We start from the raw sequence: 12,480 nt of genomic DNA, 5'->3' as shown, positions 1-12,480 counted from the left end.
CGCCCGGCCCTGTTAGACTTTGCGACCTTATTTTCAGCCTTCGTCCGGGAAACTCGATGTTTCGTTCGCTTTTTCGCCTGTGCGCAGCATTGATGGCCTTGAGCCTGACCGCCTGCGATGACGCCCCTCGTTTCACCAAGGCCGAGCCGGGTGAATCGCGAGCCGGCGGCGCGACGACGGTGAACAAGCGCGACCAGAATGCGTTTTCCCTGCCCTCGGCCAACCTGTCGCCCACGCGCCGCCTGGATTTCAGCGTGGGCAACAGTTTTTTTCGCAGCCCTTGGGTGATCGCGCCGTCCACCACCACCGCCCGTGATGGTCTGGGCCCGCTGTTCAACACCAACGCCTGCCAGAACTGCCATATCAAGGACGGCCGTGGCCACCCGCCACTGCCCGACGCGGCCAATGCGGTGTCGATGCTGGTGCGCCTGTCGATCCCCGTGTCTATCCAGGAACAGCCGCCCTACGCCAAGCTCATCGAGCAAGCCGGGGTGGTACCCGAGCCCGTCTACGGTGGGCAACTGCAGGACATGGCAGTGCCAGGCGTACTGCCGGAAGGCAAGGTGCGGGTCGACTACACGCCGGTCAACGTCACGTTCAAGGACGGCAGCGTCGTCGAGTTGCGCAAGCCCGACCTGCAGATTACCCAGCTCGGCTATGGCCCGATGCACCCGGACACGCGCTTCTCCGCGCGCATCGCCCCGCCGATGATCGGCCTGGGCCTGCTCGAAGCCATCAGCGACGCGGACATCCTGCGCAATACCGAGCCGAAGACCGCCGACAAAGAAGCCCTCGTCGGCCGGGCGAATTGGGTCTGGGATGACGCCGAGCAAAAAACCGTACTCGGGCGTTTTGGCTGGAAAGCCGGGCAACCCAACCTCAACCAACAAAATGTTCACGCGTTTTCTGGTGATATGGGCCTCACTACCTCCCTGAGACCCTTCGATGACTGCACCGAGGCCCAAGTCGCCTGCAAACAGGCGCCCAACGGCAATGGCCCCGATGGCGAGCCGGAAGTCAGCGATAACATCCTGCGCCTGGTGCTGTTCTACACCCGCAACCTGGCCGTGCCCGTGCGCCGCGACGTCAACACACCGCAGGTGCTGGCCGGGAAAAACCTGTTCTACCAGGCCGGTTGCCAGGGTTGCCATAAGCCGACGTTCACCACCGCTGCGAATGCCGCCGAACCCGAGTTGGCCAACCAAGTGATTCGTCCCTACAGCGATTTGCTGTTGCACGACATGGGCCCAGGCCTGGCCGACAACCGCACAGAATTCAAGGCCGGTGGCCGCGACTGGCGCACGCCGCCGTTGTGGGGCATCGGGCTGACGCAGACCGTCAGTGGCCATACCCAGTTCCTGCATGACGGCCGCGCCCGCAACCTGCTCGAAGCCGTGCTGTGGCACGGCGGCGAAGCACAAGCGGCGCAGCAGCATGTGTTGTCCTTCAATGCCGAGCAGCGTGCTGCGTTGCTGGCGTTCCTGAATTCTTTATAAGCTTCGCCCCAATTACAGAAGGGAGCTCGACATGTTCCGTCCCAAGTTGTTGTTCACCAGCCTGGCCGCCCTCGCCCTGGGTGCCTGCTCGCCACAAGACCCGCAAGCAGTGACCTCGGCGGCGATCGCCAAGCAGGTGATCCTGCCGACCTACAGCCGCTGGGTCGAAGCCGACCGCCAGTTGGCCGTCAGCGCCCTCGCCTACTGCCAGGGCAAGCAAAGCCTGGACACCGCCCGCGCCGACTTCCTCCACGCGCAAAAAGCCTGGGCCGAGTTGCAACCGCTGCTGATCGGCCCGCTGGCTGAGGGCAACCGCTCGTGGCAGGTGCAGTTCTGGCCGGACAAGAAGAACCTCGTGGGCCGCCAGGTCGAGCAACTGGTCGCCGCCCAGCCGCAGATCGACGGCGCCGCACTGGCCAAATCCAGCGTGGTGGTACAGGGCCTGTCGGCCTACGAATACATCCTCTACGACGCCAAGACCGACATCGCCGACGACGCGCAGAAAGCCCGCTACTGCCCGCTGCTGGTGGCCATTGGTGAGCGTCAGAAAGCCCTGGCCGAAGAGATCCTGGCCAGCTGGAACAGCACCGACGGCATGCTCGCGCAGATGAGCAAGTTTCCGAACCAGCGCTACGCTGATTCCCACGAAGCCATCGCCGATCTGCTGCGCGTACAAGTGACCGCACTGGACACCCTGAAGAAAAAACTCGGCACGCCCATGGGCCGCCAGACCAAGGGCATCCCGCAGCCGTTCCAGGCCGATGCATGGCGCAGCCAGTCATCCCTGCAAAGCCTGGAAGCCAGCCTCGCCGCCGCCCAGACCGTGTGGGTCGGCGTCGACAACAAGGGCCTGCGTGGTTTGCTGCCGGCGGATCAAAAGCCATTGGCCGACAAGATCGACGCGGCCTATGCCGCCTCGCTGAAACTGTTCGCCAGCAACCAGCGCACCCTCAACGAACTGTTGAACGATGACGCCGGGCGCCAGCAGCTCAACGACATTTACGACAGCCTCAACGTGGTCCACCGCCTGCACGAAGGCGAGCTGGCCAAAGCGCTGGGGATCCAACTGGGCTTCAATGCCAACGACGGTGACTGATGATGCTCAGGCGACAGGCTTTGGCGATCGGCAGCGTGCTGCTCAGCGCACTTACGTTGGGTGGCTGGACGCTGTTCAAAGGGAAGGACAAGCGCCCGCTGCTGCTGTCGGCGCGCGATGATGCAGACGGCAAGCACTACGCCGTGGGCTTTCACTTGGACGGCAAGCAGGTATTTGCCACTCAGGTCGGCCAGCGCTGCCACGACATCATCAACCACCCGACGTTGCCGATTGCACTGTTTGTCGCCCGCCGCCCGGGCACCGAGAGCTATTTGATCGACCTGCGCGATGGCACCCTGCTGCAAACCATCACCTCGAACGCCAACCGCCACTTCTATGGCCATGCGGTCATCCACAAGAGCGGCGATTGGCTGTACGCCACCGAGAACGACACGTCCGACCCCGGCCGTGGCCTGCTCGGTGTGTATAAGTTCGAAGGCGAGCGCCTGGTACACAGCGGCGAGATCTCAACCCATGGCATCGGCCCGCACCAGGTGTCGTGGATGCCCGACGGCGAAACACTGGTGGTGGCCAACGGCGGCATTCGCACCGAAGCCGAAAGCCGCGTGGAGATGAACCTCAACGCCATGGAACCGAGCCTGGTGCTGATGCAGCGCGACGGCACCTTGATCAGCAAGGAAACCCTTGGCCAGCAGATGAACAGCGTGCGCCATATGGGCATCGCCAGCGATGGCACCGTCCTCACCGGCCAGCAGTTCATGGGGCCTTCCCAGGAGCGCTCCGAGTTGCTGGCAATCAAGCGTCCGGGGCAGCCGTTCGTGGCCTTCCCGGTGGCCGATGAGCAGTTGCAGGCCATGGGGCATTACACCGCCAGCGTCGCCGTACACAGCGAATTGCGCCTGGTGGCGTTGACCGCACCGCGTGGCAACCGCTTCTTTATCTGGGACATGGACACCGCCGAGCTGCGCCTGGATGGACCGTTGCCCGATTGCGCGGGCGTTGGCGCAGTGGCCGATGGTTTTGTCGTCACCTCGGGCCAGGGCCGTTGCCGCTACTACGATTGCCGCCAGAAACAGCTGGTCGCCAAACCGTTGGAATTACCGGCGGGGCTCTGGGATAACCACCTGCATCTGATCTGACCTGCGTAGACACCGTCTAATCCACCGCCGCACAAATCCGTAGCAGCCGCGCTGCGGGTAAGGTTTGAAAGGCAAAAAAAAGGGCCTCGCATCGCAAGGCCCTTTTCGGGGGTTTGAATCGTTTCAACTCTGCGGCCTCATCGCTTGAGACATACCAAACATGAACAGCAACAGCTCATGATCAGGCTTGGCCGCCACACTCGCCTTGGCGACGCGCGGCAACAGGCATTGCGTGCCGTCTTGCACCGCGCTGAGCACTTGTGTGCGAGGCTGCTCCCACGCCGCCAGGGCCAGCGCTGCAACGCCCATGGCCCCGACCAGGAACAAACCTCGTGCTATTTCTAGCTTCATTTGGTTAAACCCTTGATAGCGCTGCCAAACGCCGTCTCGTAAAAGTAGCTGAGTTTTTCCCAGTCGGTGCTGTTCCACGACGAATGGCGACGCAGCTGCAACATGTCATGGGAGGCTGCCCGATAAGCGGTCAAGCGCTGGCGGCATTTTTCGAAGTCCAGCAGCGCCACTTCCACTTGGGCCAAGTCACCCTCACCCGTCACCCGCACGAAAATATGCTTGATGTACAGGCAACCGTGCTGCCAGCGCCCTTTATGCATGCGGGCCAGGGTGCCGGCCAACTCCTTGAGCAAGCGCTCGTGCACGCACTCGCCGTACTGTTCGCGGCCACCGGCGGCGTACCAGTGTTCAATTTCTTCAAAGCCGTCGAGGGCGGCGGTTACAAGCAGTGCCTTCCAGCGGTGCTCGGGGTCACGACGCGCCTCGCAAAAGACCATTTCGGGGACACGCACATCCAACCCCCGCAGGCCCCTGAGGGCATCACGCTCGCGCAGCACGGTGGGGCGCCCAAACGGGTGCAGCCAACTGCGGTAGATATGGCCCGTCTGGCGCTTGCTGTAGAGCAACCGGCCATTGGCACTGAGTACGCGCTGTACACCACTTTCACCGCCACGCCGGAGATTGGGTTCTTCGACCCATTCGCCTTGCTGACGCCAGAAATAATCGAAGCGTTCTTCGGGAGCTACGTGACTGCCTGCTACGCACTCAACTGCCATCCTGTTACCTCTTGCGCAATACATATACACGCCACATGGCGTAGAGCGGAATGAAGTCCAGGGATTCCTGAACACGGAAACCGGCTTGCTCGAACTCTGCCTCAACAGTAGCAGCCGGTAACACAAATCTGTTTTGGTAACCTTCCTGCTCACCTTTCCTGCGACGCTGCCCTTCAAGACGCTTGCGTTTCCAGGCTTTGAAATTGCCATCCACCCACAGCGAAATGATCACGCTGTCACGGGTAACCCGCTGAAACTCCCGCAGAATCGCCTGCCGGTGCGCCGGATCACCAATGTGGTGCAGCAGGCGCATACAGAAAATGCTGTCGACCGAGTTATCCGGCAAATCGATATCGAAGGCAGATGTCTGCAAGGGCCGTACCCGTTTCACCACATCCGCGGGTTGGGCGACCGTCGCGACCTTCAACATGGAGGCCGAATTATCGGCGCCGATGATCACGCGGTTGGGCTTTTCCGCCAGCAACGGCCAGAAACGCCCGGCGCCGCACGGCAGGTCCAGCACCAGGCCAGGCTCGCCGGCCATCGCCAACGCGCCACGGGCCAATTGCTCGTCGCGTTTGTGGGACAACCGGCGCGCCAGATTGTCCTGATGCTTGAGCAAATATTCGTGGGCGTGCTGGTCGTCGTACTTTTCGGAAAATTCGAGTTTGATCGGGGTAGGCATCAACGGATCTCCAGTTGCTGATGCCTACAACCTTAAGCAGCGACCTGTGATCAACAGGTCAACCCATTGTGAAAAACTTGTCCTGTCCAATCTCATATATTTCAAGACTTTACAGATACAGGCAATATCATGGGGCCATCTTCGCCGATTTACGGGGATCTCTGGCAGGATAGCGGCAGGGGGAACGGTCAGGCGTTGACCTGACTCAACTGGACATGAAAGCGACAGCCATGGGGCTCCATGGTGCTGAGGGTAACGCTCCAGCCCTGGTTCTCGCAGATGCGCTGGACCAGCGACAACCCCAACCCCAGGCCCTCACCGCGCTTCTCACTGCCGCGTACGAACGGCTCGAACATCGCTTCGCGCTTGTCTTCGGGAATGCCGACGCCGCTGTCTTCCACCACAAAACCGGTCGGTTCCAGGGTAAGCCGGATAAAGCCGCGTTCGGTGTAATGCAGGGCATTGCGCAACAGGTTGCCCATCACGGCATGCAGGAACGTCGCGTTGTAGCGCGTATCCAGAGGGTTGCCCGGCTGGTAGATCAACTCCAGGCCCTTGTGCTCGATAGGCTCGCGCCAGATGCCGAGCAGATCATCAGCCACCTGGGACAGATTGACCTTGGGCGACATGCTCCCGTCATCATGCTGAGCCCGGGCCAGCATCAGGAAGGTTTGCACCAGTTCGCGCATTTCTTCGCAGGCACGGGCGATTCGCTCGACCTGGTTACGCCCACGCTGATCGATGGCCGGGTTTTCCAACAGCAGTTCGCAGGAACTGGCCAGCACCATCAACGGTGTGCGCAGTTCGTGGCTGACATCGCTGGTAAACAGCTGCTCGCGGGACAACGCCTGGCGCAGGCGCCCCAGCGTGGCGTCGAAGGCCACGGCCAACTCCCCCACTTCGTCGGCGGCGTAGTCCGGTGCCAGGGGCGGCGCCAGGCCCAGCAACTGGTCGCGGTGCCGCACCTGGCGGGCCAGGCGCACCACCGGCGCCATCACCTTACGGGCCAGCACCCAGCCGAGGAACACCGCCAGCGCCAAGCTGAGCACGAAGCCCACCAGCACCACGGCAAACAGCACGCGCTCGCGCTCTTCGAAATCGCTTTGATCCTGCAGCAGCACATAGCGCCGACCGTCGACCACTTCTACCATCGCGTGGTACGACAGCGCCTCGCGAAACACCTCATGAAACCCTGGTTCCAGATGCCGCAGGTCCTTGGGCAATTCAAAATCGCCGGGGCCACCGCTGAAGTAAAACAGCTGGTCGGGCTCGGGCCGGTGCCGCCAGTCCTCGACGGTGTCCATCAGCAGCAGGCGCTGCAAGTCACCGCCCAAGCCTGCCGAGATCAACTTCTCTTCCACCAGGTGCACGGTGGCGACGATGCCCATGGCGAAGGCCCCCGCCACCAACGCACTCATCAAGGCAAAGGCAATGATGATCCGCTGGGCAAGGCTTTGCTTAAACTCCATCACGGCCCTCGGCCAAGCGGTAACCCACCCCATGCACCGTTTGCAGCAACGGTTTGGCGAACGGCTTATCGATCACTTGACGCAACTGGTGGACGTGGCTGCGCAGACTGTCGCTGTCCGGGCAGTCATCGCCCCACAGGGCCTCTTCAAGCACTTCCCGACGCAGTACGTGGGGACTTTTCTGCATCAATACGGCGAGCAGCTTGAGGCCGACCGGGTTGAGTTTGAGCAGGCGCCCTTCGCGGGTCACTTCCAGGGTATCAAGGTCGTAATTCAGATCGGCCACTTGCAGGGCGCGACGACCGCCACCTTGGGCACGGCGCAGCACGGCTTCGATGCGCGCGGCCAATTCCGACAGGGCAAACGGTTTGAGCAAATAATCATCGGCGCCGGACTTGAAGCCCTGCAGCCGGTCATCCAACTGGTCGCGGGCGGTGAGCATGATCACCGGCGTGTCGCGGCGGGCGTCTTCGCGCAGGCGTTTGCACAAGGTGTAGCCATCGATGCCAGGCAGCATGATGTCGAGCACGATCAAGTCGTAATGCTCGGTCGCGGCCAAATGCAGGCCCGACAAACCGTCCTGCGCACAGTCCACGGTGTAGCCTTTTAGCCCCAGGTAGTCGGCCAGGTTGGCCAGAATATCGCGGTTGTCTTCAACCAATAGAATTCGCATGGGCAGTGTCTCCGTACGCGGTAACGGCCGTGTTGGCTCGCGCAGCTTAAGGCCAACGCTGACTCACGACTAGGGTACCTGAGCGAGTCTATAAGCTTTTTTAACCAACAGGCGCAGTTCACAAGTTTTTCACTATCGCTTCACCCCGTCGGTACATCGGGCGTGCCAAGCTCATGGCCTTCACGCCGATCAAAAACTTGGCGTAAAAAAACCCGCCTGCATCACTGCAGGCGGGTTTTTTCAGTCGCAGGGTAAGGCTGGCTTACATCATGCCGCCCATGCCACCCATGCCGCCCATGTCTGGCATACCGCCGCCAGCCGAGCCTTCTTTCTTCGGTGCATCAGCGATCGCAGCTTCGGTGGTCAGGATCAGGCCGCCGATGGAGGATGCTGCTTGCAGCGCGGAACGAGTCACCTTGGTAGGGTCCAGGATGCCCATTTCGATCATGTCGCCGTAGACGCCAGTCGCAGCGTTGTAACCGTAGTTACCTTTGCCGTTCTTGACTTCGTTGACCACAACACTTGGCTCGTCGCCGGAGTTGGCAGCGATCTGGCGCAGCGGTGCTTCAACAGCACGACGCAGCACAGCGATACCGACGTTCTGGTCAGCGTTGTCGCCGGTCAGGTTAGTCAGCGCTTCCAGAGCACGGATCAGCGCAACGCCACCGCCAGGTACCACGCCTTCTTCGACGGCTGCGCGGGTTGCGTGCAGGGCGTCTTCAACGCGGGCTTTCTTCTCTTTCATTTCAACTTCGGAACCAGCGCCAACCTTGATCACTGCAACGCCACCGGACAGCTTGGCCAGGCGCTCTTGCAGTTTTTCACGGTCGTAGTCCGAGGAAGTCTCGGCAACCTGCGCACGGATCTGAGTGATGCGCGATTGGATGTCGCCGTCAACGCCAGCACCGTCAACGATGATGGTGTTTTCCTTGGAGATGGTCACGCGCTTGGCGCTACCCAGGTTTTCCAGGGTGGCGCTTTCCAGGCTCAGGCCGATCTCTTCGGAGATAACGGTACCGCCGGTCAGGACGGCGATGTCCTGCAGCATGGCCTTGCGACGGTCGCCGAAGCCTGGAGCCTTGACGGCTGCGACTTTAACGATGCCACGCATGTTGTTCACAACCAGGGTCGCCAGGGCTTCGCCTTCAACGTCTTCGGAAACGATCAGCAGTGGGCGGCCGGCTTTGGCAACGGCTTCCAGCACTGGCAGCATTTCGCGGATGTTGGAGATTTTCTTGTCGACCAGCAGGATCAGCGGGCTGTCCAGCTCGGCAACCATGGTTTCCGGCTTGTTGACGAAGTACGGGGACAGGTAGCCACGGTCGAACTGCATGCCTTCAACAACCGACAGTTCGTTTTCCAGGCCAGTGCCTTCTTCAACGGTGATCACGCCTTCTTTACCGACTTTTTCCATGGCTTCGGCAATGATGTCGCCGATGGAGCTGTCGGAGTTGGCGGAGATGGTGCCTACCTGGGCGATAGCCTTGGTGTCGGCGCAAGGCTTGGACAGGTTTTTCAGCTCAGCGACGATGGCGATGGTCGCCTTGTCGATGCCGCGCTTGAGGTCCATCGGGTTCATGCCGGCAGCAACGGCCTTGTAGCCTTCGTTGACGATGGCCTGAGCCAGAACGGTAGCCGTGGTGGTGCCGTCGCCTGCGTCATCGTTGGCACGGGAGGCAACGTCTTTGACCAGCTGCGCGCCCATGTTTTCGAAACGGTCTTCCAGTTCGATTTCTTTGGCGACGGAAACGCCGTCCTTGGTGATGGTCGGAGCGCCGAAGCTCTTCTCGATGATCACGTTACGGCCTTTCGGGCCCAGGGTCGCTTTTACTGCGTCAGCCAGGATGTTGACACCGGTGAGCATTTTCTTACGGGCGGAATCGCCGAATTTAACTTCTTTAGCAGCCATGATCGATATTCCTTAAATACTTTGTAGTAACGGGAAAATGAGCGGGGAAATCAGTCTTCCAGAACAGCGAGAATCTCGTTCTCAGCCATAACCAGCAGGTCTTCGCCGTCGACTTTCACAGTGTTGCTGCCGGAGTAAGGGCCAAATACAACCTTGTCACCGACTTTAACGGCCAGCGCACGTACGTCACCGTTTTCCAGAGTCTTGCCTGGGCCTGCAGCGACGATCACACCGTGGTTGGCTTTTTCAGCAGCCGAACCTGGCAGAACGATACCGCCAGCGGTTTTCTTTTCTTCTTCGCTGCGACGGATTACGACGCGGTCGTGCAGAGGACGAAGCTTGCTCATTGTCGATCTCTCCTAATTGTGTTTTTCATCGGCCGGTATCGATACCGGCGGGTTGTATTCCGGCAGTGCCGGTCGCGGTTCGCTGGGCGAAACACGGAAGTCTGTCCGGTGTCGCCACCAGAAACCTTGCGGTGACCGTTACATAAGGGCGCATAAGCTTATTACAAGGGGCCGGCGATGATTTTTTTGCGTCTGCCAGCCTATAAAAGCAACACGGCACCCGAAGGTGCCGTGCCAGTGAAGCGGTTATTTGCTGTCGCGATGCTCGAACTCGCCTTCGATCACATCGCCTTCTCGCCCCAACGGTTGGCGCGGAGCCGGGCCGCCACGGGGTTGCAGGTCGTCGGCGAACGCACGTTGGCGAATCGCGGCCTCTTCGGCGCGCTGGCGCATCTTGCCCGCCAGCAATTTACGGGTGAACGGCAGCAGCATGACCAGGCCCACTACATCGCTGATAAAGCCCGGCAGGATCAACAGGCCGCCCGCCAACGCCATCATCAGGCCTTCGAGCATGGTCTGGGCCGGCAGTTCGCCGCGGTTCAGGCTCTCACGGGCACGCAGCGCCGTGGCGAGGCCGGCGACGCGCAGCACCAGGACGCCGAGCATCGAGCCGAGAATGATCAGCAACAGGGCCGGGAAGAACCCGATCGCACCGCTGACTTGAACGAATACGAACAGCTCCAACACCGGGAACAGCAGAAAGAGCAATAAAAAAGGGCGCATCAAATGGTTCCTCAACGCAAGAATGCCTTGCCAGTCCACCTTAGATGACGTCGCCGTTTCGTGAATTCAAGCTTCAGCAGCGGCTTTTTTCGGCCAGACCTCGGCGTGGGCCAATGAAACCAAGGCTTCGCGTACTTGTGTCGGCGTGTTGCAAGACTCGGCAAATGGCAGCCAATGCAGGGCTTGGCCGATACGCAGGTGCATGCCTTCGCTGTCGATGCCGGCCAATTGCGCAGGCTCGAACGTCGGCAAGCCGGCCAACTCGACGTAGTGGGCAATGGCCTTGGTGTGGTCGCTGTTCATGTGCTCGATCATGCTGCGCTCGGCCTTGCCCGCGAAGGGGTTGGCCAGGGTCAACTGGTCGATCCAGTGAATCGCGCCAAACCCGCCGATATAACGGTGGCGTACCGGCTTGAGCATCCAGAAATCGAAATCGTGGGCTTTGTGGTAGTTGGCCGAATCGGGGAAGTAGCGGTAATAGCGCTCGGCGGCCGCCTCGATGGCGGCCCCCTCCTCGAGTTTCTCGGCTTCGGCCAGATAGGTCAGGCGCCCCACGGCCTGCACATCATCCGCTTCGCGCTCGCCGACCAGCAGCGAACACTTGGGATCTTTTTGCAGGTTATGGGTGTGCTGGGCGATGCGGCTGATCAGGATCAACGGGCGGCCCTGATCGTCCAGGCAATAAGGGACAACCGATCCAAACGGAAAGCCGGGCATGGCTTTGGACAATGTGGAGAGAGCCCCACGGTACTCCTTGAGCAACAGCTCTCGGGCGTTCTTGGCAACCTGCGTGCTCAACGTATGACTCCTCGGGTATTCAGCCGCCCATAGCGTATGGGAATGGATCTCAACACAAGGTAATCAATCTACGCGCCGGTTGCCAGGGGCTCGATTTACCAGGCGACGCCGAAGCCTGCGGTATAGCGGGTCTTGCTCAGGCTGCTTTCCGAATCGCCGCTGATCACGTCGCGCTCGGCCTTAAGGTTGAGCGACGCCCACTCGGTGACTTTGTAGCGCAGGCCCATTTCCGCATCCAGGGAGTACTCCGCCGGGCCGTCGATAGGCTTGCCCACCTCGCCATTGGTGAAGAACTCAACGGTCTTGCCCACCAGGTAGCGGTTGTAGTTCCACTTCATGGCGAGGGAATAGAAGTTGTCCTTGCCACCTTCGGCGTATTCGTAATCGGTGCGGTTGACCAACGAACCGAGGGAGAATGCACCCAGTTCGTCGTCCCAGAACTGGTAGCCCGGGCCGGTACCGACGGTACGTTGGCGCGCCAGGTCTTCAACCTTGTCGCGCTTGTAGGTCAGACGACCCTGCCAGAACCAGTGCTCGGTGATGAAGCGGTCCAGGTCATACTCCAGGGCCCAGTTGTCGGTGGTGGTGACGTCGTCCTGGAACTCGCGGTTGTATTCACCCTGCCCGGTATGGCGCCATTGGCCATGACGCGCGGTGGTCTTGAAGTCGATGTCGTAGTCGTTGGTGTCTTTTTCGGCGCGCTTGTAGTCCAGCGCCATGTCGACATTGCCCTTCCACACCAGGTCTTCGATCACCGGCTTGGGCTTGATGATCTGCTGGATACTTGCCAGCTCGACGGTCTTGGGCGCCTCACCATTGGCCAGCACCACCTTGCCATCGTCCGCCGCCTGCAGGGACTTGGCTTTCTCGCCGGTGTAGGCGTCCTGCTTGACCAGCAGCTCCTGGTCGCTCTCCAGGGTTTTCACCTGCTTCCAGTCCACCGGAATGGCGCCGGCGTAGTCGGTCTGGATCAGTAGCTTGCCACCGTCGAAGACCTTGATCTTGCCGGTCAGGCGGTCACCGTTTTTTAACCAGACGGTATCGGCCAGCAGGGGCGTGGAGGCACTGAAGACAGCAAGGCACAGCAGGGTTCTGGACAACATAAGCGGATGGGGAG

General features: G+C 60.8%; 13 protein-coding genes. 3 read left to right on the top strand and 10 right to left on the bottom strand.

The annotated features are described in order from the left end of the window. The first annotated feature begins 56 nt into the window (after positions 1-56). Genes M2397_RS10600 through M2397_RS10590 form a run of 3 tightly spaced genes read left to right on the top strand, consistent with a single transcriptional unit; the run spans position 57 to position 3,692 of the window. Positions 57-1,496 carry a di-heme oxidoredictase family protein gene (locus M2397_RS10600; RefSeq protein WP_131697931.1) on the top strand — a complete coding sequence of 480 codons (1,440 nt, stop codon included), beginning with the start codon at positions 57-59 and terminating at the stop codon, positions 1,494-1,496. A 31-nt stretch (positions 1,497-1,527) separates the two neighbouring features. Further along, on the top strand, positions 1,528-2,592 hold the full coding sequence (locus M2397_RS10595) for an imelysin family protein (protein WP_145338417.1): 1,065 nt from the start codon (positions 1,528-1,530) through the stop codon (positions 2,590-2,592). 2 nt (positions 2,593-2,594) lie between these two features. Beyond that, complete coding sequence (locus M2397_RS10590) at positions 2,595-3,692, top strand: DUF1513 domain-containing protein (RefSeq protein ID WP_167655189.1); 1,098 nt, start codon at positions 2,595-2,597, stop codon at positions 3,690-3,692. Between the two features lie 123 nt (positions 3,693-3,815). Here the strand turns inward: M2397_RS10590 and M2397_RS10585 are convergent, their stop codons facing one another. The 10 genes from M2397_RS10585 to M2397_RS10540 form a co-directional block, all read right to left on the bottom strand. Further along, positions 3,816-4,043 carry a hypothetical protein gene (locus M2397_RS10585; protein ID WP_131697933.1) on the bottom strand — a complete coding sequence of 76 codons (228 nt, stop codon included), beginning with the start codon at positions 4,041-4,043 and terminating at the stop codon, positions 3,816-3,818. Then, entirely contained in the window at positions 4,040-4,759 is a 720-nt protein-coding gene (locus M2397_RS10580) for a lipopolysaccharide kinase InaA family protein (protein ID WP_259242965.1), read from the bottom strand. Before M2397_RS10580 ends, M2397_RS10585 begins: the two co-directional genes overlap by 4 nt. A 4-nt stretch (positions 4,760-4,763) precedes the next feature. Then, on the bottom strand, positions 4,764-5,444 hold the full coding sequence (locus tag M2397_RS10575) for a class I SAM-dependent methyltransferase (protein WP_145338415.1): 681 nt from the start codon (positions 5,442-5,444) through the stop codon (positions 4,764-4,766). Between the two features lie 188 nt (positions 5,445-5,632). Next, positions 5,633-6,913, bottom strand: coding sequence for a HAMP domain-containing sensor histidine kinase (locus M2397_RS10570; RefSeq protein WP_131697936.1), 1,281 nt, complete (start codon positions 6,911-6,913; stop codon positions 5,633-5,635). Further along, positions 6,903-7,586 carry a two-component system response regulator ColR gene (gene colR / locus M2397_RS10565; RefSeq protein WP_027605482.1) on the bottom strand — a complete coding sequence of 228 codons (684 nt, stop codon included), beginning with the start codon at positions 7,584-7,586 and terminating at the stop codon, positions 6,903-6,905. Before colR ends, M2397_RS10570 begins: the two co-directional genes overlap by 11 nt. A 262-nt stretch (positions 7,587-7,848) precedes the next feature. After that, entirely contained in the window at positions 7,849-9,495 is a 1,647-nt protein-coding gene (groL, locus tag M2397_RS10560; RefSeq protein ID WP_131697937.1) for a chaperonin GroEL, read from the bottom strand. A gap of 50 nt (positions 9,496-9,545) precedes the next feature. Further along, the gene (gene groES, locus M2397_RS10555) at positions 9,546-9,842 is read right to left on the bottom strand and encodes a co-chaperone GroES (RefSeq protein ID WP_003175874.1); all 297 of its coding nucleotides are present in this window, start codon (positions 9,840-9,842) and stop codon (positions 9,546-9,548) included. 246 nt (positions 9,843-10,088) lie between these two features. Continuing rightward, positions 10,089-10,565 carry an FxsA family protein gene (locus M2397_RS10550; RefSeq protein WP_024077215.1) on the bottom strand — a complete coding sequence of 159 codons (477 nt, stop codon included), beginning with the start codon at positions 10,563-10,565 and terminating at the stop codon, positions 10,089-10,091. 66 nt (positions 10,566-10,631) lie between these two features. Next, on the bottom strand, positions 10,632-11,363 hold the full coding sequence (locus tag M2397_RS10545) for a HugZ family protein (protein WP_131697938.1): 732 nt from the start codon (positions 11,361-11,363) through the stop codon (positions 10,632-10,634). Between the two features lie 95 nt (positions 11,364-11,458). Continuing rightward, positions 11,459-12,466, bottom strand: coding sequence for a DUF481 domain-containing protein (locus M2397_RS10540; protein ID WP_131697939.1), 1,008 nt, complete (start codon positions 12,464-12,466; stop codon positions 11,459-11,461). Positions 12,467-12,480 lie beyond the last annotated feature (14 nt).

The organism is Pseudomonas sp. BIGb0381 (assembly GCF_024809815.1).
Taxonomy (GTDB): domain Bacteria; phylum Pseudomonadota; class Gammaproteobacteria; order Pseudomonadales; family Pseudomonadaceae; genus Aquipseudomonas.
The sequence above is the reverse complement of the archived record's forward strand: the minus strand, read 5'-3'. Positions and strand labels throughout refer to the sequence as shown.

What these genes read in the sequence shown, in the direction of transcription:
- M2397_RS10600 (WP_131697931.1), top strand. Translation starts at nt 57, where the DNA reads ATGTTTCGTTCGCTTTTTCGCCTGTGCGCAGCATTGATGGCCTTGAGC.
- M2397_RS10595 (WP_145338417.1), top strand. Translation starts at nt 1,528, where the DNA reads ATGTTCCGTCCCAAGTTGTTGTTCACCAGCCTGGCCGCCCTCGCCCTG.
- M2397_RS10590 (WP_167655189.1), top strand. Translation starts at nt 2,595, where the DNA reads ATGCTCAGGCGACAGGCTTTGGCGATCGGCAGCGTGCTGCTCAGCGCA.
- M2397_RS10585 (WP_131697933.1), bottom strand. Translation starts at nt 4,043, where the DNA reads ATGAAGCTAGAAATAGCACGAGGTTTGTTCCTGGTCGGGGCCATGGGC.
- M2397_RS10580 (WP_259242965.1), bottom strand. Translation starts at nt 4,759, where the DNA reads ATGGCAGTTGAGTGCGTAGCAGGCAGTCACGTAGCTCCCGAAGAACGC.
- M2397_RS10575 (WP_145338415.1), bottom strand. Translation starts at nt 5,444, where the DNA reads ATGCCTACCCCGATCAAACTCGAATTTTCCGAAAAGTACGACGACCAG.
- M2397_RS10570 (WP_131697936.1), bottom strand. Translation starts at nt 6,913, where the DNA reads ATGGAGTTTAAGCAAAGCCTTGCCCAGCGGATCATCATTGCCTTTGCC.
- colR (WP_027605482.1), bottom strand. Translation starts at nt 7,586, where the DNA reads ATGCGAATTCTATTGGTTGAAGACAACCGCGATATTCTGGCCAACCTG.
- groL (WP_131697937.1), bottom strand. Translation starts at nt 9,495, where the DNA reads ATGGCTGCTAAAGAAGTTAAATTCGGCGATTCCGCCCGTAAGAAAATG.
- groES (WP_003175874.1), bottom strand. Translation starts at nt 9,842, where the DNA reads ATGAGCAAGCTTCGTCCTCTGCACGACCGCGTCGTAATCCGTCGCAGC.
- M2397_RS10550 (WP_024077215.1), bottom strand. Translation starts at nt 10,565, where the DNA reads ATGCGCCCTTTTTTATTGCTCTTTCTGCTGTTCCCGGTGTTGGAGCTG.
- M2397_RS10540 (WP_131697939.1), bottom strand. Translation starts at nt 12,466, where the DNA reads ATGTTGTCCAGAACCCTGCTGTGCCTTGCTGTCTTCAGTGCCTCCACG.